Source organism: Pontibacter sp. MBLB2868 (assembly GCF_051904785.1).
Lineage (GTDB): Bacteria > Bacteroidota > Bacteroidia > Cytophagales > Hymenobacteraceae > Pontibacter.
In genome coordinates, this window is the sequence record NZ_CP196710.1 from 1,783,331 (window position 1) to 1,806,932 (window position 23,602).

General features: G+C 43.4%; 17 protein-coding genes. 8 read left to right on the top strand and 9 right to left on the bottom strand.

The window, feature by feature from the left end; genetic code table 11:
* Position 1: 1 nt before the first annotated feature.
* The 8 genes from ACSX1A_RS07670 to ACSX1A_RS07705 all read right to left on the bottom strand — a co-directional run bounded on the left by ACSX1A_RS07670 (position 2) and on the right by ACSX1A_RS07705 (position 9,958).
* Positions 2-1,084: a DegT/DnrJ/EryC1/StrS family aminotransferase gene (locus ACSX1A_RS07670; RefSeq protein ID WP_439883035.1), complete on the bottom strand. Its 1,083-nt coding sequence runs from the start codon at positions 1,082-1,084 to the stop codon at positions 2-4.
* Positions 1,081-2,352 (bottom strand): ABC transporter ATP-binding protein, encoded by a 1,272-nt coding sequence (locus ACSX1A_RS07675; protein ID WP_439883036.1) that lies wholly within the window; start codon positions 2,350-2,352, stop codon positions 1,081-1,083. The genes ACSX1A_RS07670 and ACSX1A_RS07675 overlap by 4 nt, the downstream gene beginning before the upstream one ends.
* Before the next feature lie 117 nt (positions 2,353-2,469).
* A complete protein-coding gene (locus ACSX1A_RS07680) occupies positions 2,470-3,333 on the bottom strand; it encodes an ABC transporter permease (RefSeq protein WP_439883037.1) in 864 nt (287 codons plus the stop codon).
* A 115-nt stretch (positions 3,334-3,448) separates the two neighbouring features.
* Entirely contained in the window at positions 3,449-4,561 is a 1,113-nt protein-coding gene (gene gmd, locus ACSX1A_RS07685) for a GDP-mannose 4,6-dehydratase (protein WP_439883038.1), read from the bottom strand.
* A 121-nt stretch (positions 4,562-4,682) separates the two neighbouring features.
* Positions 4,683-5,618, bottom strand: coding sequence for a GDP-L-fucose synthase (gene fcl, locus ACSX1A_RS07690; protein WP_439883039.1), 936 nt, complete (start codon positions 5,616-5,618; stop codon positions 4,683-4,685).
* Between the two features lie 268 nt (positions 5,619-5,886).
* Positions 5,887-8,268 carry a polysaccharide biosynthesis tyrosine autokinase gene (locus ACSX1A_RS07695; protein WP_439883040.1) on the bottom strand — a complete coding sequence of 794 codons (2,382 nt, stop codon included), beginning with the start codon at positions 8,266-8,268 and terminating at the stop codon, positions 5,887-5,889.
* Positions 8,269-8,286: 18 nt separating this feature from the next.
* Entirely contained in the window at positions 8,287-9,153 is an 867-nt protein-coding gene (locus ACSX1A_RS07700) for a polysaccharide biosynthesis/export family protein (RefSeq protein WP_439883041.1), read from the bottom strand.
* 130 nt (positions 9,154-9,283) lie between these two features.
* Positions 9,284-9,958 (bottom strand): DUF481 domain-containing protein, encoded by a 675-nt coding sequence (locus ACSX1A_RS07705; protein ID WP_439883042.1) that lies wholly within the window; start codon positions 9,956-9,958, stop codon positions 9,284-9,286.
* A gap of 312 nt (positions 9,959-10,270) precedes the next feature.
* Between ACSX1A_RS07705 and ACSX1A_RS07710 the strand changes: the two genes are divergently transcribed.
* The 3 genes from ACSX1A_RS07710 to ACSX1A_RS07720 all read left to right on the top strand — a co-directional run bounded on the left by ACSX1A_RS07710 (position 10,271) and on the right by ACSX1A_RS07720 (position 13,612).
* Positions 10,271-10,732: a hypothetical protein gene (locus ACSX1A_RS07710; protein WP_439883043.1), complete on the top strand. Its 462-nt coding sequence runs from the start codon at positions 10,271-10,273 to the stop codon at positions 10,730-10,732.
* Between the two features lie 82 nt (positions 10,733-10,814).
* A complete protein-coding gene (locus ACSX1A_RS07715) occupies positions 10,815-11,468 on the top strand; it encodes an HD domain-containing protein (RefSeq protein WP_439883044.1) in 654 nt (217 codons plus the stop codon).
* A 149-nt stretch (positions 11,469-11,617) separates the two neighbouring features.
* Entirely contained in the window at positions 11,618-13,612 is a 1,995-nt protein-coding gene (locus tag ACSX1A_RS07720) for a cation:proton antiporter domain-containing protein (RefSeq protein WP_439883045.1), read from the top strand.
* 119 nt (positions 13,613-13,731) lie between these two features.
* On the opposite strand, the gene ACSX1A_RS07725 is transcribed toward ACSX1A_RS07720, so the two are convergent.
* Positions 13,732-14,316 (bottom strand): DUF4136 domain-containing protein, encoded by a 585-nt coding sequence (locus tag ACSX1A_RS07725; RefSeq protein ID WP_439883046.1) that lies wholly within the window; start codon positions 14,314-14,316, stop codon positions 13,732-13,734.
* Positions 14,317-14,542: 226 nt separating this feature from the next.
* Between ACSX1A_RS07725 and ACSX1A_RS07730 the strand changes: the two genes are divergently transcribed.
* The 5 genes from ACSX1A_RS07730 to alr all read left to right on the top strand — a co-directional run bounded on the left by ACSX1A_RS07730 (position 14,543) and on the right by alr (position 23,594).
* On the top strand, positions 14,543-15,379 hold the full coding sequence (locus tag ACSX1A_RS07730; protein WP_439883047.1) for a DUF1206 domain-containing protein: 837 nt from the start codon (positions 14,543-14,545) through the stop codon (positions 15,377-15,379).
* A 351-nt stretch (positions 15,380-15,730) separates the two neighbouring features.
* Positions 15,731-17,089, top strand: a complete 1,359-nt coding sequence (locus ACSX1A_RS07735; RefSeq protein ID WP_439883048.1) for a sigma-54-dependent transcriptional regulator — start codon at positions 15,731-15,733, stop codon at positions 17,087-17,089.
* Positions 17,090-17,183: 94 nt separating this feature from the next.
* Positions 17,184-21,143, top strand: coding sequence for a PAS domain S-box protein (locus ACSX1A_RS07740; RefSeq protein WP_439883049.1), 3,960 nt, complete (start codon positions 17,184-17,186; stop codon positions 21,141-21,143).
* Positions 21,144-21,278: 135 nt separating this feature from the next.
* Positions 21,279-22,436, top strand: coding sequence for an amidohydrolase (locus ACSX1A_RS07745; RefSeq protein WP_439883050.1), 1,158 nt, complete (start codon positions 21,279-21,281; stop codon positions 22,434-22,436).
* Positions 22,437-22,442: 6 nt separating this feature from the next.
* Positions 22,443-23,594 carry an alanine racemase gene (gene alr / locus ACSX1A_RS07750; protein WP_439883051.1) on the top strand — a complete coding sequence of 384 codons (1,152 nt, stop codon included), beginning with the start codon at positions 22,443-22,445 and terminating at the stop codon, positions 23,592-23,594.
* The last annotated feature ends 8 nt before the right edge of the window (positions 23,595-23,602 follow it).

A 23,602-nucleotide genomic window follows, 5' to 3' on the forward strand; every position in this document is an offset into this window, starting at 1 on the left:
GCTAGTAATTTTGTGCTCTTAATAAAGCTCTTGAAATCATATCAATTTCCTCAAAGGAAAGATCTTGATAGAGAGGGAGACAGAGTACCCTAGATGATACACTTCCAGCTACTTTCATTTCTCCTTCTGACCCTACATAATTTAATTTGTCTAATGAAGGATAGAAATACCTTCTAGGGTACGTATAAACTCCATTTAGAGTATCTATTGCTTTTAGCAAAGCTTTTTCTGATTCAAAGATAATTGCATAATAGGCATGGTTGAATTCTTCTTTCGATTCAATGAAAGGCTTAGTAATTCTCAGCGGCTTTAGCATTAGGTCATACCGTTCAGACAGCTCTTTTCTACGCTGCAGAATTTGATTAACGTATTTCAAGTTGCACAGTCCCATAGCAGCATGAAATTCACTGTTCTTTCCATTGATGCCTATGCTGTAGAACTTCTCTGGCCCATCATGTCCAAAGTTTCTGATGTGGGCAATTTCCTTTGCAACAGAAGCATCCTGAGTAATTACTGCACCTCCCTCTATGGTGTGAAAGAGCTTAGTTGCATGAAAACTTATAGTACTAATATCACCATACTTAAAAACAGACCTACCATTATATTTAGTACCAAAAGCATGCGCTCCGTCATAAATAACCTTTAGGTTATACTTTGATGCTATTGAATCTATTGCCTCAACATCACAAGGGTTACCATAAACATGTGTAGCTAATATAGCTGTAGTTTCAGGAGTTATTGCAGCTTCTATTAGCTCAGGATTTATATTTAAAGTTCGTGGGCATATATCTACAAATACAGGAGTATAACCCTCCCAGCATATACAACTTGTGGTAGCAACATAAGAGAATGGAGTGGTAATAATCTCTCCTTTAACACCTAAAGCCTTGATAGCAATCTGGAGAGCTATAGTACCATTACTTACAAAGAATAAATGGGGTACATCCAAATATTCCTTTAGCTTAAGTTCAAGTTCATTTACTAAGGGGCCATTATTTGTAAGCCACTCTCTGCTCCAAATACCATTAATATATTGATCAAATTCTTCCCTCGGGGGTAGAAAAGGTTTTGTTACATTAATCATGACAAACTGATTAAAGGAAATTTTAACAGTGGTCTCACAAAACCTGGCCACTTTCCATGCCAGTCTGATTCAGTTCTATCTTCATGCACCTCAACATTAATAGCATCATTAAAAACATAGAGAGGTATTGATTTATCTGCCACAAACATAATTCTGATAGAAAACAAACCATCATTCAAAAAATCTCCAGGAATCTGACAAACGGCTTTATAGACCCCTTTCTTCAAGAGTTGAGGAGTAGTGCCGACATTAAATACACACTCATAATTCATTGTATCAAAATGTAGACTGATATTTATTTCTCTACCTTCTGTGTAGTTCCAGAATTCAATTTCAATATTAATTGGAGTATGTACTGTAAATGATTCTCCTTTTTTTAATTCTGGTGATACTGCCTCAACTCTGCGGATACGGACAAACTCATTTCCAGGGGCAATGGCAGGGCTCTCAAAACATTGCTTACTTTTTGTAGTTGTGTTGTGGCTTAAGTAATACTTTAAAACTTCCTCTGTATTTCCATTTCTTTCAATAGTGCCTTGTTGCATGAAAATTGAAGTGCTACAGATGTTTTTTATTGCGGTTAAGTTGTGGCTAACGAATAATACTGTTCTACCATCCTTAGTACTCACATCCTTCATCTTTCCCAGGCATTTTTTTTGAAACTCGACATCACCCACAGCCAATACCTCATCAATTATCAAAATATCAGGCTCAAGATGCGCCGCAACTGCAAAGGCTAAACGAACATACATTCCTGATGAATAACGCTTTACAGGTGTATCTATGTAGCGCTCAACTCCTGAAAAGTCAACTATTTCATCGAACTTACGCTGTATTTCACTTTTTTTCATGCCAAGTATGGCACCATTAAGAAAAATATTATCCCTACCACTCAGTTCCGGGTGAAAACCTGTACCTACTTCCAGAAGACTTGAAATACGTCCTTTTATCTTTACTGAACCTGTTGTAGGTCCGGTCGTTTTAGACAGGATCTTAAGCAAGGTAGACTTCCCTGCTCCATTCTTGCCAATAACACCTACAACTTCACCTTGCTTAACCTCAAAGTTTATATTTCTTAACGCCCATATATAGTCGCTACTCCCCTTTCTGGTACGGTCATTTATATCACCTATATTAAGGTATGGATCCTCTTTACCACGTATCAAGTGCCACCATCTGTTAAGATCATGAGATAGGGCACCTGTCCCAACTTCACCCAGCCGGTACTGCTTTGAAAGGTGTTCTACTTTTATGACTGTGTCAGACATGAATAACCAGTACTTAAGAAATTAATTTTAGCTTAGAAACAGCTATGAAATGAATCTACTAAATTAGTATCTAATATAGCTTATTTTTATAACAAGTGTACGCAAAAGAATGCCTTATTAAACGGTATCCATAAATGTCTTCTCTACTTTACTAAAAACTATCAATCCAACAAAAAGTATCACTCCCATTATACCTAAGCTGTATAAGAGAGAATAAGCCGTAACAGTTCCTTCACCGAAAAGGGCAAATCTAAATGCCTCAAGAATTGGTGTAATGGGATTCCATTCTATTAACCAGCTATAGCTATTATCCTTCAAGAAAGAAAGGGGATAGACTACAGGAGTAGCATACATCAATAGCTGTACGGCAAAACCAATCAATACTGTAAAATCTCGATACTTTGTAGTTAGCGAAGATATAATGATACCTAACCCTAAACCTAAGCCAGCCAGTAAGAATAGTAACACAGGCAACAGTAGTAGCCCCATGTTAAGATCAAATCTGAATCCCTTGGCTGTATAATAAGCAAACACTAAAGAAAGGAGAAAAAATTGTATGCTAAACTTTACAAGGTTAGACAATACAGATGACAAAGGAATTATTAACCTGGGGAAATAGACTTTCCCAAAAATACCTGCATTAGAGACAAATGTATTTGAAGTTCCGGTTAAACAACTGGAAAAATAATTCCAAATCGTAATCCCACTTAAGTAAAACAAAACAGGAGGAATACCATCGGTTGGGATATTGGCAATTTTACTAAATACAATCAAAAAAATGGCAGTAGTAAAAACAGGCTGAATGAAATGCCATAAAGGACCAAGAATAGTCTGCTTATACTGAGCTTTAAAATCTCGTTTTACAAACAAAACCAAGAGGTCTCTATAACTCCATACTTCCTTCAGTTTTAGATCAAGAAAATGAGACTTCGGCTCAATAACCTGATCCCATCTATCTTCTTGTAATGCCTGAGAATTCATTCGTATTACATTTTATTAAAAAAAGAAGGCAAAACTAGTGAAATCAAATTACACTAGTTTTGCCTTATAAAGATATAAGTCTTTAGCTAAAGACTACTACATTTCTTGCTATATCTTACTCATGGTAATTCAAGACCCTATGTCCGCCTTCCATCAGGTACGTATCACGCTTGAAAAGCTCAATATCTGCCTGCATCATGTCTTTTACCAGTGCTGGAAGATCATATTTCGGTTCCCAGCCTAGCTTTGTTTTTGATTTGGTGGCATCACCGATCAAAAGCTCTACCTCTGTCGGACGGAAATAATTAGGGTCTACGCAAACAACGTTCTTACCAATTTCAAGCTGGTACTCCGGGTTGTTGCATGCTGCAATATAACCTTTTTCCTCAATACCTTCACCTTTAAATTCGAGTACAATTCCTACTTCTGCAAAAGCCATTTTCACGAAGTCACGAACAGTAGTCGTAACGCCTGTAGCAATCACGAAATCTTCCGGCTCGTCCTGCTGCAGAATGCGCCACATAGCTTCTACATAATCTTTTGCATGACCCCAGTCACGTTTGGCGTCCAGGTTACCCAGGTATAGATCATCCTGTAAACCAAGCGCAATTCTACTGGCAGCACGTGTGATCTTACGGGTCACGAAGGTCTCACCACGCAGTGGAGACTCATGGTTGAAAAGAATACCATTGGTAGCAAACATGCCATACGCTTCTCTATAGTTTACTGTGATCCAGTAAGCATAAAGTTTAGCCACAGCATAAGGAGAACGCGGGTAGAAAGGCGTTGTTTCTGTTTGAGGAACAGCCTGTACTAAACCGTATAACTCTGAAGTAGATGCCTGGTATACCCTTGTCTTTTTCTCTAAGCCCAGGATACGAATAGCTTCCAGGATACGAAGCGTACCTAAACCATCTGCGTTAGCAGTGTATTCCGGTGTGTCAAAGCTTACCTTCACATGGCTCATGGCCGCCAGGTTATAGATCTCATCCGGCTGTGTTTCCTGGATGATCCTGATAATATTGGTAGAGTCAGTTAAATCGCCGTAGTGCAGCTTGAAGTGAATGTTCTTTTCGTGCGGGTCCTGGTACAGGTGGTCTATACGATCTGTGTTGAACATGGAGCTACGACGCTTTACACCATGTACTTTATATCCTTTGCTTAAAAGTAGTTCTGCTAAATAGGCACCGTCTTGTCCTGTTACTCCGGTTATAAGGGCTGTCTTCATTGTATGTCTGTGTAATTATTTTAATGTATAAGGGTTGATCTTTATTGTCATTTCGAGCACAGCGAGAATTCTGTTTATAATTCTGATTAGATCTCTCCTATGTCGAGATGACAAATGAATGTTATGCTGTTACGTATTTTTGGATAAAGTCTGCATAAGCCATTCCTATGCCTTCTTTCAATTCTGTTTTGTGCCGAAAGCCCAAACCATGTAATTTTGAAACATCCATCAACTTGCGTGGGGTGCCATCTGGTTTTGTCGTGTCGAATTCAAGTTCACCCTCATAGCCTATCACATCTTTAATAAGCAGGGCCAGGTCTTTAATTGAAATATCTTCACCGGTGCCAATATTTACCAGTTCCCGGCCATTGTACTGCTCCATTATATAGTAGCAGGCTTCAGCCAGGTCATCGGCAAACAAGAACTCACGCATAGGACTACCCGTGCCCCATACGATAACCGCAGGAGCATTGTTTTCTTTTGCCTCATGAATTTTTCGGATAAGTGCCGGCAGCACGTGCGAATTATTCAGGTCGTAGTTATCGTTATAACCATACAAATTAGTTGGCATAACACTGATAAAATTACTGCCATACTGGTCGCGGTAAGCCTCACAAAGTTTTATCCCTGCAATTTTAGCAATAGCATAGGGTTCATTGGTCTCTTCCAATGGGCCAGTCAGCAAATATTCTTCTTTAAGCGGCTGCTGTGCCAGCTTCGGATAAATACAAGAGGACCCTAAGAACAGTAACTTTTTAACCTGTTGCACATGAGCGGCATGGATAATATTTGCCTCGATCATGAGGTTATCATATAAGAAATCTGCCCGATACGTATTATTAGCCTGTATACCACCTACTTTGGCAGCTGCCAGAAATACATAATCCGGCTTCTCAGCTTCAAAAAAATCAAAAACTGCCTGCTGGTTCCGTAGATCAAGCTCGGCTGATGTTCGGGTGATGATCTGGGTATAACCTTTCTTCTGTAGGTTTCTTACGATAGCAGAGCCCACCATACCCCGATGCCCTGCCACGTAAATTTTAGAATTTAATTCCATAGTTTTTTATATCGCCAACACGAAGGTGTTTTGATAACTTATTTTTGAATATATAATTTGCAGCCTGTTTGAACCCACCCCTGGCCCCTCCATGGAGGTGACCTTTATCATGTAAGTAAATCCCTTTCTGGAGGGGCTAAGGGTGAGTTTACTAAAGCGGACAAGAAATCATTAAACTATCACTATATATTAGTAATACGTATACCTTATTTAGAAAATATAGTTTATCATTTTAAACTGCTATTACAGCATAATAGCAACATTTTTATCAAACACGAGTCAATCTCTTCCACCAGGGCTGTGCTTCCTGGTCTTCGGCGTAGTAACCGTATCCATACCCATATCCGTAGCTATAGCCGTAGTTTAGTTTTTTGTAATCTACATCGTTAAAAAGAATGGCAGTGTTCTTTATCTTCCCAGCTTCATACTGCTGCTGAATGCTCATTATAAATGACTTCAGGGAGTAATCCTGGCGTACCATATATATACTGGCATCCGCTAATTGCATCAGTTCAATGCCGTCAGACAGAATACCCACCGGAGGGGTGTCAATGATGATATAATCAAAACTAGACCGCAGTTGCTGCACCAGCACATGCATACGCTGATTCAATAATAATTCGGATGGATTAGGTGGAATTTCACCGGCAGGCAAAATATAAAGATACTCCTGCAAAGAAGTATGGATCACCTCATCAAGGCCTGCATGCCCTGCCAGGTAATTGCTAAGTCCAATATTGCTTGTTACTCCAAAATCTGTGTTATTATTAGGCTTTCGCATGTCCGCATTTACTAAAAGCGTACGCTCACCTGATATAGCTAATATGTAAGCCAGGTTTTTGGCAGAAAAAGTTTTCCCTTCTCCGCTCACAGAAGATGTAATAACGATGATCTTGCCTTCAGTGGTCGGTGAGTCGACCATGAACTTTAAATTGGATCGAACGGTTCGGAAAGCTTCCGCTAAACCTGACTTGGGACTCTGATGAATCAGGTTGCTGTTATCGCGTTTGTTGTGCCCTACAATACCAAGAACAGGAATGCTGGTATAAACCTTGAGGTCCTCAACAGTTGTGATCTTATTATTAAAGAACTCTTTCAGAAAAATAAGTCCGAGTGGTATAGCCAGCCCTAACAACAGGCCTGTAAGATAGTTTTTGGATGAATTAGGGGCAATCTGGCGGTTAACGTAAGCATCGCTAAGGATGGTGACATCAGATGCATTTGCCGCCTTTGCTATTCCGGCCTCAGCCCTTTTTTCCATCAGGAATACATAAAGCCCTTCGCTGATATTAAAGATCCTTTGCACATTCAGAAGCTTGCGCTCCTGGGCGGGAATTCGATTAAGCTCTGTAAGTGTGGAAGCAATTTTACGATCTAACTCTCTCAGGGCAATGTCGTTGGTAGCTTTTATACTTGAGAGGCTTTCCAGGATATTGCTTTTAAGCACCGCCAGTTGGTCCTGCTTCAGTTTGATCTGGTTCATCAGCCTCGGATTTGATTGGACCTCATTTTTCTGAAGCACCGTGATCTCCGACTGCAGCGCAATCAGTTCGCTGATAAGTTGGTTCAGGATAGGGTCATTGATCCCCAGGCTGGCCGGTATGACCACATGCTCTAGCTCCAGGCCTTTAATGACATAACTTTTCAAGTACTTATAGTACTTGTCGTTTGTGAGGATAGCCGCCTTTTCAGCCTGTAGCGCCTCCAGGCTACCAGCTGCGGCACCACCAGCCGTGCTTGCAGCAATATGCCCTGTATTATTCTTTTTAAGTGACTCTAAGGTACCTTCTATAATGGCTAAGGAATCACTTATTTCTGCTAACTGAGTATCGATAAAGCTGAGGGTATTTACAGCATTGGTGTTTTTTATGGCTAGGTTATTTTCATCATACGTCCGCATATGGGCATTCAGAAAGGCCATGTCTTTGGCAGGTGTAGGTCCGCTCAGGCTCATTGCCATCACAGAGGCACCACCGGGTAAGGGATTCACGGCAAGTGCAGAAGCATAATATCCTGCGAGTTGTTCCGGATCATTTACTGTAAATAGTATTTCATTCTGATAGCTCGCTAATCCATCATCTTTCGAAGTGACTGTAAAACGAAACCCGTTTACATCATATGTCTTCCCTACAGTAAAAGCCTTTCGTGCAAAAACTGGTTGCCAACCGGGGTTCTCTGTACTGATCTGGTAAGATTTACTGTTAAGAAAGTTCACCTTCAACAGCACGCCATAGGGAAAGTTTACAGTTGCGGAGTCTACTACAACATGGATGGGAGAAGTATTATACGTTTCAGTAAGTTTTACATTCCCTTGCTGGTAATAGCTGATGCCGAAATCCAGTTGCTGAAGCGTTTTTAATGCAAGCGCTTTTGTTTTCAGCAACATTATTTCGTTGGAAAGGCTCTTCGACCCCTTGAACACCTCAGAACCATACAGGATGGCAGCAGCAGAAGCTCCTTCATCCACTGGTTTACTGATCATCACCGTAGACTGCACTTCAAATTGTGGAATAGTATAACGGTTTACCAGGAAAGCACCCAACAAGCCTACCATAACAGAGGCTACAATAAAGTACCAATGCATCAGCGCCTTATTCAGCAGCTTCTGAACATCTAATCCGGGATCTTTTATAGTCGGCTTCTTTTCCAAGCTTTAGAAATAGTTAAATTAATTGGCTAACCGCAAGGCTATTAATGTGAGTGCTGTAAGCACAGAGATGCCAAGGCTAAGGCTTGGGATAATGCTTTCCTTAAAGTACTTTGCCGGTAGCGGATCAACTACGATCATATCGTTGGGTTGAAGGTAGAAATTTTTACTGGTGATGATGTCATCGTCCAGCATGCTGAATGTATACAGCTTTGCCTTATCTCCCTCGTAGCGCATCAACCTTATTTTCCCGCGGTTCGAATAGGGGCTAAACCCTCCTGCCAGTGCGATAGCTTCCACCACGTTCAGGTTTTCCTGTTCTGCGATTATCTGGCCCTGTGAGCCAACTTCCCCTAGAATAGTAAACCTGAAATTGAGTAGGGAAACAAAAACGTTAGGATCAGCTAAGTAAGGTTTGATCACATTCTTAAGCTTTTGCCGCGCCTCTGCCATACTTAGTCCGGATAGATTTACCTGGCCAATGGTTGGCAAAAGTATATTGCCGTCAGCATCGAGCTTATACCCTTTTTCTTTTGGGTTCACTCCGGCTCCCTCACTGGTAGAGGCTGTCAGGAAATTATATTCAGTTTGTGTGGTACTCTGCACCTGTAAAGAGATCACATCGCCAGGCCTTAAAGTATACACCGTTCGATTCAGGTCGAAAGTTTTCACCAATTCGTCTGCCCTCCCCTGGTCTTTTACAGTAGACTCGTTCTGGAGCAGCATTAATTTCTTCTGTGGTACACAGGAGGAAAAAACAGTGATCAAAAATAATATCTGAAATGCGATAAGGGTTTTGCGCATGGGTGTCGTACTCTCCTGTTCTGCTCTTTTTTGTTGCTTGTTCTCTTCCTGCCTTCCAATAACGACATGGTAACTGATAACCATGTTAGCTCCTGGTTCACAAAATGCTTAAACGGGTACTAATTTGTGCTAAAATGCAAGGACCGTTTAGCGGATTAAATTAGGAAATTTATCTTATTTAATCTCAAATATAACCTTAAAATATGGTAAAAGCCTAAAAAGCAACCTGAATGCCATTTGTAATAGCATATACAAAATGGGTTACAGGCACAATAGGCTCATCCTCATAGGTGCAGCTGAAGTTAGTCCGGAAGGAAAGCTTCGTATTGAGCTTAAAGTTAAGAGATACATCGCCACTTACCCTGTTGCGGAAAATATCCGCTTTAGCATCATGGCCAACCTGGTAATAAACAATACTTTCCGTACTTACATTGTCGCTTATTTTTGCTTTCGTACTGATGTAGTTCGTGGATTTGAAAAGGTCTGAAGTTACAAGCCTTCCCTCCTCTTCCGGATCTTCCCACTCCTCATGTTCCTGCATCAGTCCGGTTCCGAAATAAACACTCACATCTTTCTCACGCAGTAAGGCCAGCCTTAATCCTCCTCCGGCAAGCGTGCGCAGTTCCAGGCCACGGGCTTTGTCTGCCTGGATCTGCGTAAAAAGCTCGTAAGACAGCTTCCTTCTCCTGAATAAGTTTACCCTGAAGTGGGAGTACCCAGTACTTGCCACCGTATTTCTTAACTCATCCGAATCGTAATTCACCAACAGGTAATTATAGTAGTTCAGGAGCAAATAACTGTGGTGCACTGATATATAGGCCAGGTCTCCGGTAAACGTAAGTTGCAGGTAGTTATTCGGATTATTCTTCCCGGCATTGCGGTTAAACATAGAGAAGTTTAGGCCAGCCTTGCCTGTTACATAATTCACTGTATCCTTATCAACCCTGGAACGCTCAATATTTAGTATTTGCCCATAACTGTGATCAGGTAAGGCACATAAAAGGAATACAACAAAGAAAATGGTGCAATAAAGACAGCTTTTTGAATGCATATAAATAAGGTGTGCTTATTAATAAAAACAAGGGACTACAAAAGTAAACATTCTGCCTGTTCCTGCGCTTAATAATATAAAGGAGTAATGCTGTTTTAAAGGAAGCACTACCCTTTTACTACTTTTTAACATGACAAAATTACATAAGCCATGGCAAGATGTTCCATAGAGTTAATAGAAGCGTTGCGCGAAACTGCCTGCCGCCTGAAGAAAGGCGACAGCTATCAGTGGGGCCATATGGGCAGCTGTAACTGCGGCCACCTGGCCCAAACAATTACACATTACAGCAAAGGAGAAATTCATGGTGCTGCCATGTGGCGCTACGGCGATTGGCGCGAGCAATTACGTGATTACTGCCCACATAGTGGTCTGCCCCTGGACGAGGTGATAGACCAGATGCTTGACTTTGGCATTACAAGGCAAGAGCTGGCGCACCTCGAAACATTAAGTGACCCAGCTATTCTGAACAGCCTACCACAAGAAAAGAAGCACCTGAAACACAATCAGCGAGATGATGTGGTCCTCTACCTCAACACCTGGGCCTGGCTACTGGAAATTGAGTTGCTCCCTCTTATCAAACTGGAGCAGGAACTGGCCAGAGAGCAGGTATAAAGTTAGTCAGTATGCGGGGCTGCTCCGTCAGGAGTAATTTTTTCTTTAGCTTTGGGAAATAGTAAAAGGCACAGGCAAAGCAATGAAAAAAGAAAATAACGTTGCCGCTACAGCAGCACATGTAAGGCAACTACTTACCGGTGAAGGTTCGGGCCACGACTGGTGGCACATCCAGCGTGTATGGAACAATGCTAAAAGTATAGCAACTCAGGAACCGTCAGATCTTTACGTAGTAGAGCTGGCTGCCCTCCTTCACGACATTGGCGATCATAAATTTCATAATGGAGATGAGACCATCGGACCGAAAATGGCAAAGGAGTGGCTGGAACAACTAAAGGTAGAAGAAGAAGTTATACAACACGTCTGTCAAATCATCAAAGACCTGTCCTATAAAGGGGCTGGCACTTCATCAGCCATGCACAGCCTGGAAGGCCGGATCGTGCAGGATGCTGATCGCCTGGATGCCATAGGCGCCATAGGCATAGCCCGCACGTTTGCGTATGGCGGCCATAAGAACCGTGAGCTCCATAATCCCGAGATCAACCCGGTGCTCCACGATACGTTTGAAGCCTACAAAGCGAGTACCGCTCCAACGATCAACCATTTTTATGAAAAGCTTTTACTGTTAAAAGACCGTATGCATACTGAAACAGCTAAAAAAGTGGCTGAAGAACGGCATAGCTATATGGAGAGCTTTTTAGCACAGTTTTATAGAGAATGGGAAGGCTCGCTCTAACATCTTTTTAATGCAGTATTAAGTATTACAACGCTTTTAGTACAGGAACACACGAAAGTGTATTCTGATCTAAATGCGAGGCCAGACCAGGGCAAACTAAAATAGCAGCTTCTTCAGTCATTGAGTGTGCGTTGCTTCAAAATGAAACTATGGAAATACCTTTACTTTCGGACATTGTAATCATACTGGGTTTAGCTGTAGTGGTTATACTGCTGTTCCAAAGGTTCAGGCTTCCCACCATCCTCGGGTTCCTGGCAACGGGTGTGATCGCCGGTCCTCATGGGCTTAGCCTGATCACCAACACTCATGACATTGAAATACTTGCAGAAATTGGAGTTATTCTGCTGCTTTTCATTATTGGTATGGAGTTTTCGCTGCGGCAACTCTCGCTCATCAAGCGCACTGTGCTGCTGGGGGGCACTACGCAGGTGCTGGCAACCATAGGACTGGTGACCCTGATCATGCTCATGCTTGATTTTAATACCGGTGAGGCCGTATTTATGGGTTTCCTGATTTCCCTGAGCAGCACAGCCATCGTTCTGAAACTATTGCAGGATAAAGCAGAAATTAACAGTCCGCAAGGTAAGATCGTACTGGGCATCCTCATTTTCCAGGATATTATTGTGGTGCCCATGATGCTGGTAACGCCACTTATGGCAGGTGGCACAGAGAATATCGGGTTAGAACTCCTTTTAATGGCCTTAAAAGGAGGTTTCGTTATTTTATTCGTATTGATAAGCGCCCGCTACCTGGTCCCAAGGTTACTTTACCTGGTAGCACGCACAAAAAGCAAGGAGCTCTTTATCCTGAGTATCGTGGTGATCTGTTTTGCCGTGGCCTGGCTTACCTCAAGCCTGGGTTTATCTTTGGCGCTGGGGGCGTTTATGGCAGGACTGATCATCTCAGAATCAGAATACAGTCACCAGGCAACGAGCAACATATTGCCATTCAGGGAGATATTCACCAGCTTCTTTTTTGTGTCGATTGGCATGCTCCTGAATTTTGAGTTTCTGTTACAGCACTTTTTCGTCATCATATTCTTTTCCTGCATCACGTTCTTATTAAAAGCAGTGGTAGCCACCGTAGCTGCCCGCCTGCTCCAGTACCCGATGCGCATTGCCATACTGGTTGGCTTATCCATCTTCCAGGTAGGTGAATTCGCCTTTATCCTCTCCACCACGGGCATCAATTTTGGGCTCCTATCAGAAGAAACCTACCAGTACTTCCTGTCAGTGTCCTTGCTTACAATGTCTGTTACGCCATTTGTCATCAGCTATTACCACCGTATTGCCTCCTATTTTGACGCTTTGTTTGGCCTCAGCAAGGATCCCATGCCGTTTGAAAATGAAAAAGAGACCCATTTTGGCGACCTTCCGGAACTCAATGACCACATTGTTATCATTGGCTTTGGGATTAATGGACGAAACGTGGCAAAAGCGGCCAAGCATGCCCACATCCCCTATGTGATCATCGAATTAAATGCTGTTACGGTACGCCATGAACGACATTTAGGAGAACCTATACTTTATGGTGATGCGGTGCACAGCACGATCCTATCGCATGTGAACATCGAGAAAGCACGCGTAGTAGTGATCGCTATTTCAGATGCCGAAGCTACAAAACGCATCGTAGCCAGCATTCGCCAGATTACCGATAAAGTACATATCATTGTCAGGACCCGATTCTTGCAGGAGATGGAGGAGAACTACCGTGTAGGTGCGGACGAAGTTATTCCGGAGGAGTTTGAAACTTCTATCGAGATATTTACCCGTGTTTTATCTAAATACCTGATGCCTCGCGATCAGATCGAAGCCTTTACACAATTGATACGATCCGATAATTATGACATGCTCAGAAGTATGGTGGGGCGCAGCAACAGCATGAGTGGCATTGACCTGGACCTGCCGGATATTGAAGTTGCCAGCCTGCGCGTTTACACAAATGACCGAGAGATCGTCGAAAAACCATTGCTTGAACTAGACATCCGCAATAAGTTCAGTATCACGGTAGTGGCAATAAAAAGAGACAGCAAAACTATCCTGGACATTACGGCCACAACCGTCATAAAACAGGGAGATGTAATTTATGTGGTAGGGCGGCCAGACGATGTGATGCGGTTTAACAATTACTTAAAAGCTGATTAGACTGTTCAGCAACTAACAATTCAAGTTTCGCAACTTTTTATTCAAACTAGCTTCTTCAGCAGGATTCAATTTATTGTTGTTTACCATTAGCATAGCCGGAAAACGACATGCACGTTCTTCTACAGCTTATTCATAACTTCCGCTACTTCCTGCTGCACTTTTTTATAGCCGGCATCAAAGTTCTCAATGGCTCCTTCCGTCCAGCCCCGCCACACGAGTTCATTTCTTTTAGGGTTGATGAGGTCCACGATCAGGGTTCCTGCTTTGAACAGGTCTACGGCACGGTAACCCGGCAAGCCGGCATTGCCATAATCGTACCTGTACCCATGCATGTAACCATAGCTATAGCCGAAACCTGTAGCAAAATTCTCGGGATTATCTTTTTCAAGTGGAACTGAAACGCTAACGTCATAAGCTACCAGTACATCAGGGTTTTCTGACACTTTGGTAAGCCCTTTTTGTGCCAGCTCTTTCTCAAGGGCTTCTCTGATCTTTTCATCCAAACCTGAACCATATCCTTTGTCATATTCTGCGGGTGCTGCCGGACTATCCTGGTACCAGTTATAGGTCCTGTAAAGCTTTAGGTTTGCACCTGGCGCGGCAATGGCGGAGGTCGCTTTTATACCTGATGTCACCACGCAGGAACACATCAGAAACGGCATAACCAGGGAAGAAAAAAGATACAGGAGTCTATTTGATGGCATAGTCTTACAGGTTAAGTATGGAAGTGATACGCTTGAACAGGTCAGGCGCCTCTGAATTTAATGGCAATTTAGGAAGAAGTCATGAGAAGTGACAGATTTGACCAGACAAATGGTTTTGTATTGCCAACTCATCCACTAAACCTGCAAGCATAGAGTTTAATAACTATAAAAGCTGATTTTACGTGTATGTGGAATAAATAAACTATGAAATTTAAAATATAGAGCTATGACTGATTTTACATCGCATGTACCTTCCCCACCTCCCAAGTGGGTAGAAAACTTTGCCCGGTTTGGTTTAACAGCCAAGGGGGTAGTATACTGCCTGGTAGGTATTCTGGCATTTATGGCTGCCTTTGAATTAGGGGGTAGTTCAGAGCAGGGATCGGATAAAAAAGGAGTTTTTCAATTCATTGAAAATCAACCTTTCGGCAAATGGCTTTTAGGTCTTGTAGCACTTGGCTTAGCTTGTTATGCCATCTGGCGGTTCATCCAGGGCTTTATGGACACAGAAGACAATGGAACCGACGCGAAAGGAATTGGAAAACGGATCCGTTATATCTTTAGCGGAATAGTATATGGCGGTTTGGCATACCTGGCTGCTAAAATGGTGTTTGGGACCAGTAGCAGCGGCGGCAGTGGCGGATCGCGCGAAACACTGGCCAGCGAATTGCTGAAACAACCTTTTGGGCAGTGGTTGGCCGGCATTGTGGCCATTGGCATCATAGCTACTGGTATTTACCAGATCTATTATGGCCTATCCGATAAGTATAAAAAGAAGGTAAGGCATGCTGGCTTGAAGCACGACATAGAAGAAAAAATGATCCAAATGGGGAAGATCGGTTATGTAGCACGAGGAGTTGTGTGGATCGTGATCGGTTATCTATTCTTAAAAGCTGCCATGCAATCAAACCCTGAAAAAGCGGGTGGTAGCGGCAGTGCATTTCAATTCCTGGAGAGTTCTTCCTATGGTTCCTACCTGCTTGGGGCTGTAGCTATTGGTTTGGTGTTCTATGGTATCTTTATGTTTATGAGAGCGAAATACCAGCCTATCAGCACCACGTAACATCATCACTGATTTATATTGAGCAACAGGCCTTTACCAAAGCATATCTGCTTTGGTAAAGGCCTGTTGCTTTTCAGGTATGGTAAACAATTGACTACCAATGGCAGTTCTGTAAGCACTCCTAAAATCTACTATTGCTCACCCACTTAGAGTAAGGTAAATAAATACATTTAAAGTACAAATACATATCAACGGATTTTGCAACCAATCATTAGCATATAGAACTGTTTACAAACATCTTAAGCATAGCCTTATAAAGTAATGATTATGAATGCTTAAATTATTTTTCCTGCTAAATGTTTTATATAGTATCTTTGAAAGTACCGAGCATGAAAAGGCCCTGAAAACTTAATGAAAAATACGCCCTTTAAAATCTTTATACTGGACGATGATGTATGGTACAGCGAACTGCTGGAATATCATTTATCTCTTAACCCTGATTACGAGCTTAGAAAGTTTCATTCTGCCAAAGACTGCCTTGCCAGCATGCATGAGCGTCCGAATGCCGTTACCCTCGACTACTCTTTACCGGATAAGAACGGGGACGAGGTTCTCAAGAAGATCAAGGAGTTAAACCCGGATACACAAGTGGTTATTATTTCCGGACAGGAAGATGTAGCCACTGCCGTAAACCTGCTTAAAAAGGGCGCTTACGATTATATCGTAAAGGACGAGGACACACCTGAACGCCTCTGGAATACGATCAATAAGATCCGTGAGAATGCTTCGTTACGGGAGGAGATCATTCAACTCCGGGAGCAGATAGGCCAGAAGTATGATTTCAGCAAATTAATAATTGGTAACAGCGAAGCCATCAAACGGGTATTCTCGATGATGGACAAAGCTGCCAAAACAAACATAACTGTTTCAGTAACAGGTGAAACCGGAACTGGCAAGGAACTGGTAGCAAAAGCCATCCACTATAATGGCATCAAAAAACAGAGCCCGTATGTAGCTGTAAATGTGGCTGCCATACCCAAAGAACTTATTGAGAGTGAGTTATTCGGACATGAAAAAGGTGCATTTACAGGAGCCCTTGCCAGGCGGATCGGAAAGTTTGAAGAAGCCAACAAGGGAACAATCTTTTTGGATGAGATCGGCGAACTTGACGTCAGCCTTCAGGCGAAGTTGCTGCGCGTGCTCCAGGAAAAAGAGATCACACGTGTAGGCGGAAATTCTATTGTACCTGTTGATGTACGCATCATCGTTGCCACGCATAAGAATTTAGCCGAAGAGGTAAAGAAGGGCAACTTCAGAGAAGACCTTTATTACCGGCTGCTCGGTTTGCCAATTCACCTGCCCCCTCTCCGTGACAGAGGCGCTGACATTCTCGTTTTATCCAAACATTTTATGGACGCCTTTGCCAGAGAGAATGGCATGGGCAAGAAAAGCCTTTCGGAAAAGGCCCAGGAAAAGCTTCTCTCCTACTCGTTCCCGGGTAATGTGCGCGAACTAAAGGCAATTGTAGAACTTGCCGTGGTGATGTCTGATGATGAAGTAGTTCAGGATCACGATATCAACTTTACGGCAAACAGTGCCGACAAAGATTTCCTTGCCACTGAACGAACACTTAAAGAGTACACGACTGAGATCATCCAGTATTACCTGGAGAAATATGACTACAATGTTTTATATGTAGCCGATAAGCTGGATATAGGTAAATCAACGATCTACCGCATGATTCAGAATAAAGAGCTAACCACTTTCTAACAAAGCCTCTCAGGCTCTGTTAGAACCTGTAAATGATATGACCAGGACGGTTATGAACTCACATTTTTATTACCAGGATTCTTGTCTTTAAGCTATGGCTCCGCAGATAGATTTTGAACAGCAGGTTGCTGAACTTAAACAGCAACTGGAGAAAGAACGCCTTGCGCGGGTAGCAGCTGAAAAGTTGGCAGAAGACTTACAGGCACAACACAGTGCCAAAGACCATGACCTGGTCTATCTACGCCACCTTGCCCACACGTTACCCAGCATCATTTATATTTATGATGTTGATCAGGATAAATGCCTGTACCTTAACGATCAGATCAAAAATGTACTTGGCTATTCAGAAGAAGATATCGCCGGCCTGAACGGAAGTTTCTTTCAATCCCTGGTTACTACCAAAGAGGACCAGCAGAAGATACAGGACCAAGTGCGGCAAATGAGAAATGCTTCTGATAAAGAGATCAGCCATGTAGAGTATCAGGTACGCTGTAAAGACGGATCTGTTAAAAACCTGTTCTGCCGGGAAAGCGTGTTCTCCAGGAACGAATCAGGAGAACCACAGCAAATTATTGGCTCAGCAGAGGATGTAACCACCATTCGGCAGCAAAGCCAGGAACTGATGCAGCAGAAAGACTTTTATGAGTCTGTCCTTAACCACCTTTCTTCTGATGTGGCAGTGTACAACAACAAGCTGCAGTACCTTTTCCTGAACCCATATGCCGTAAGGGACCCTGAACTGAGAAAGTGGATCATTGGCAAAACCAATGAAGAATACAGCATTTTCAGGGGAATTGATCCGGATCGGATGACGGAACGCAGCGAGCACCTGAACAAGGTGTTACGTGACAAATGCATAGTAGAGTTTGAAGAAAAGCTCATTGACAAAGAAGGTAACGAAAACTACTTTATCAGGCGGTTAAACCCCGCTCTGGACGAAAACAACGAGATTCAACTGATCGTTGGCCATGGCCTGAACATTACAGAGCTGCGTAAGGCGCAGGAAGAGATCATAGCCAGTGAGGCCAAGAACAAAGCGATCCTTGCCGCTATTCCCGACCTCATGTTCATCATCGATAGAAACGGTGTTTACATGGATATGATGAATGAGGATGATAAATTCCTTCAGATCCCCAAAGCTCAGATCATTGGTCAAAGTATACATGAGTTGCTGCCAGAAAAACTATCAAATCAATTTGAGGTTACAATTGGTAGGGTACTGGCAACCGGTAGGTATGAGATACTGGAGTATGACCTTGAGATTGGTGGCAAGCTCAGGTACTACGAAGGCCGGGTAGTAAAGTATAACCCGGATGAGGTGCTCACGATCGTCCGGAATACTACAGAGGAACGCAAGGCAGCCCTGGAGGTGAAAGAGAAAAATGAATTCATCCGCCAGGTGATAGACACAAGCCCGAGCTTGATCTTCGTGAAAGATCAGGAAGGTAATTATACCCTGGTAAATGAAGAGTTTGCAAAGCTCTATGGTGTATCTGCTAGTGAACTCACAGCAGGCAAAGCAAATGCAGCCATACCTAAAATAGAAGAAGAGGAATTTTATAAGGAAGTAGACAAGCAGGTATTAACAACAGGCAAAGAAGTAAGAATTGAAGAGCGCTTTACCAAGCCTGATGGAGAACTGATATGGCTTAGCACAATAAAAAAGCCAATCACGACAAGTGATGGCAAAGTTCAGATACTGGGAATATCGACAAACATTACAGAGCAGCGAAAGGCCAAGCAGCAGTTACAGGAGAGTGAGGAAATGCACCGCTTACTATCTGAAAATTCAAGAGACCTTATATGCCTGCACGACCTGGATGGAAATTACCAGTATGTATCAGGCGGGGTAAAAGAAATGCTCGGCTATGAGCCATCCGACCTGGAAGGTACCTCACCATACCACATCCTGCACCCCGACGACAGGTTGTATGTTTTAGAAGAGGGGCAAAAAAAGGCGATAAATGAGAAAACGAATATTGTAATTGAGCATCGAAAACAAAAGAAAGATGGTCAGTACATCTGGGTAGAAACAATCATGAAGCCACTGTTGAATGACGATGGCGAGGTGGTTAAGCTGCAATCCTCTTCCCGCGATATTACCCAGCGCAGATTGGTGGGGGAAGCTCTGCGGAGCAGCGAACGCAAATACCGCGAACTTATAAATTACAGCCAGGCGTATATCTGCTCACATGATATGCAGGGCAGAATACTATCTGTTAACCCCCATATTCTCACCTTACTTGATTATGAGGCAGAAGAGGTGGTGGGCCATAACCTGCAGTCACTGATTCCGGAAAAGCACAAGAAGAATTTCAGGTTGTACCTGGAGAGCTTCCGGAAGAATAACATAGCTGAAGGCGTGTTAACTGTCTTAAACAAGGATCAGGAGGAGCGCTCTTTGCTTTACAAGAATTATAAGGTAGAAGAACCTAATTCAGAACCATACATTATTGCGATAGCCCAGGATATTACGGAACGAACGCGTACCGAGATGGAGCTGAAACAAGCCAAGGAGGTGGCGGAAGAGTCCGCGCGTGTGAAAGAGAACTTTCTGGCCAATATGAGCCATGAGATCCGCACGCCGCTGAACGGTATTATGGGTATGGCCGGTCTTTTAAGTAAGAGTCCGTTAAACAGCTCTCAGAAAAATTACCTGGACATCATTCTGCAGTCTGCTGACAATCTATTGGTTATCATAAACGATATTCTGGATGTAGCTAAAATTGAGGCAGGTAAAGTAGAACTGGAAGAAATTCCTTTTAATATCTGCGACACAGTAAAAGCTGCTTATCAAACGCTAATCTATAAAGCGGAGGAAAAAGAGCTGGCGTATGAAGTTAAACCACTTCAGGTTGCGGAGCCTACACTGGTGGGCGACCCCTACCGCTTGAACCAGGTTTTATTGAACCTGCTTAACAACGCTATTAAATTTACAGAAACAGGCAGCGTAACCCTCCAAAGTCAGGTTTTGCATGAAAATGAACATAATCTTACCATAGAGTTTGCCGTGATCGACACAGGTATTGGTGTATCTGCAGAAAAACAAGAGTATATATTCGAAGGATTTACGCAAGCCTACTCCAGTACCACCAGGAAATACGGAGGCACCGGACTGGGCCTGAACATCTGCAGAAACCTCATAGAAATGCAGGGCGGCAGGATCTGGGTTGAAAGTGAGGAAAACCGCGGCAGTACGTTTAAATTTACGATCACCTACCAAAAATATGAAGGCGATACAAATCCTGAGAAACAGGATGAGCAAATCAATTACGCTAGCTTAAAGGGAATTAATGTGCTGTTGGCCGAGGACAATGAGATCAATATTTTCCTGGCCAGGTCTATCATGGAAAGCTGGAACTTTGTAGTAGATGTAGCTTTAAATGGCCGGGAGGCGGTTGAAATGGTAGATCGAAACACTTATGACCTGGTGTTGATGGATATTCAGATGCCTGAAATGAGTGGTATAGACGCTACACATTTTATACGATCAAACCCTGATAAATCAAAGGCCGGCATACCAATTATCGCATTAACAGCCAACGCATTTAAAGGAGACGCTGAGAAATACCTGAATGTTGGTATGAATGCCTATATTTCAAAACCATTTGACGAGGAAAAGCTTTTTACTAAAATAGCTTCTGTTCTACCTCATAAGCTTATGAAACAAGAGAGAACCCCTGCCCCCGAAAACGAAGAGATAAACGCACAGGTACAAGAGCCTTTATTTGATTTGAGTTTGCTGCTTAAGATGTCGAGGGGCAACGAAGCATTTGTGAAGAGAACCAAAGTACTCTTTGTGGAAACAGTACCGCAAACGCTGGCAGATCTGGAGGAGAAAAAACAAGCATCAGACTGGAAAGGCGTTAGTGCGGCAGCGCATAAGCTGAAATCTACTATTGACACGATGCGCATTCAGAAATTACGGGATGTGGTCAGAATTATTGAGCTGAAAGCCAAGAACCAGGAAGATCTCCCAACAGTACTGGATAACATCAACTACCTGCAGGAGGTGATGGCACAGGTCTTAACAGAAATACAGGCTGATATATAGCCAAAAGCATACGTCCATTTGAAATGCCATGAAAGCTTGATAAAGCCTCATGGCATTTTTTTCTCCCATAGATCAATGTATACGTATTGCATTTGATTGCGTACCTTCATTACAACAGGAACAAAAATATCATTCATGCAAGCAATCGCTTTACCAGACCTGGATAAGTTAATTCAACTCAGACACTCTCTTCACCGTCACCCGGAACTTTCCGGTCAGGAAACATTAACAGCGGAACGGGTCAGCCATTTTTTACAGCAATACAATCCTGATCAAATTTTCACTGGCTTAGGGGGTACCGGTATTGCAGCTGTTTTTAATGGAAGCAACCCTGAAGGGCCCACCATTTTGTTCAGAGCTGAACTGGATGCCTTACCCATTGCCGAAACGAACGACCTGCCTTATAGCTCAGAAGCTGAAGGACTTGGTCACAAGTGCGGGCATGACGGGCATATGACTATCCTTGCCGGCCTAGCCGCTTTATTGCATCAGCAGAAATCCGAGAGAGGTAAAGTAGTACTTCTGTTTCAACCTGCCGAGGAAACAGGAGCCGGTGCTTGGGAGGTACTCCGGGACGAACGATTCACAAACATAAAACCCGATTACGTTTTTGCGCTTCATAACTTGCCGGGTGTACCACTGCACCAGGTGGTAGTAAGAAACGGAGTGTTCGCGGCTGCCTCTACTGGCATGATCGTTGAACTGACCGGCAGATCGTCGCATGCGGCAGAGCCCGAAAACGGACTCAACCCAGGAGCAGCAATGGCAGAGCTTATACTTGGTTTTCAGGATATCGTCACTAAAAAAGAGCAGTTTCAGGACCTCACACTCTTAACTGTTGTACATGCGCGATTAGGTGAAATAGCCTTTGGCACCAACCCAGGCTATGCCACTGTTATGGCCACCCTGCGCTCCTATCAACCGGGTGATCTAAAACTATTGAAGTCACTGGCAACTTCAGCTGCACAAATGGTTGCTGAAAAGTATGGCCTAGGCTATAAGATAAATATTGTAGAGGAGTTTCCGGCTACCGTCAATAACGATGCTTCGGTAGAATTGGTAAAGCGTGCGGCCCATAGCCTTCAACTGGAAGTAGAAGAAGCCGTACATCCTTTCAGGTGGTCAGAAGATTTTGGCCATTTCACGCACCTGTACCAAGGTGCATTTTTTGGATTGGGCGCAGGTACTGAGCAGGCACAACTGCACCATGCCGATTATGATTTCCCGGATGCCCTGATAACCAGCGGCAGCGCGCTCTTTTATTCTATTATACAGGAAATCCTGAAAAGATAACACATTATGCTTCATAGCTCTTACATAGAGATAAGTAAATCAGCACTTGAGAACAATATTAACTTCCTGAAGAAGGAAATAGGCCCTGATGTACAACTGTCGTCGGTGATAAAAGGCAATGCCTACGGCCACGGGATCGAGCAGTTCGCGCCACTTGCCCAGGCAAGTGGCATAGACCATTTCTCGGTATTCAGCGCCGACGAAGCAAAACGCCTCCTCGATTCCCTTCCTCACCCTGCCAGCGTTATGATCATGGGGTACATCGACAACGACGAACTGGAATGGGCTATTCAACAGGATGTCGAATTTTTCGTTTTTGATCTCGACAGGCTCCTTGAGGCGGCAAAGACAGCCCAAAAGCTGGGCAAGAAGGCAAAGGTACACCTGGAGCTTGAGACCGGCATGAACCGAACCGGCTTTGAAAAAGGCGCTTTAGAGCAGGCTGAAGTCACTTTGCTGCAGTACCAGGAACATGTACTGCTACAAGGGGTTTGCACGCACTATGCCGGCGCAGAGAGCCTGCAAAACCATGAGCGCGTTATATCTCAACACCAGAAGTTCAATAAAGTGCTTGAGCAACTTCGCGAAAATGGCCTGGATCCTGTACAGAGACACACTGCCTGCTCAGCTGCCATGATCAGTTACCCGGAAACCCGAATGGATATGGTTCGGATTGGTATCATGCAGTATGGATTCTGGCCAAGCCCTGAAACTTACAGTCAGTACATTGGCAACCAACAGGACAAGACTGACCCACTACGACGATTAATTAACTGGAAGAGCCGCATAATGAGTTTAAAAGCTGTTACGCAAGGTGATTTTATCGGGTATGGCACCTCGTTTCAGGCACCCCGCGACATGCTGTTAGCTGTGGTACCTGTTGGCTATGCCTGGGGCTATAGCCGTAGCCTGAGCAACCAGGGGCAGGTACTCATTAAAGGGCAGCGTGCAGCCGTGGTCGGGATCGTTAACATGAATGTGATGATGGTTGACGTTACGAGCATTCCGGACGTGCAAAAGAACGATGAAGTAGTGCTTCTAGGCAAACAGGGGAATCAGAGCATTAGTGTTGCATCCTTCGGCGAACTGAGTACGCAACTAAACTACGAACTGCTCACACGCCTCCCTACCAATATCCCACGCTATGTAGTAGACTAAAAGTAATG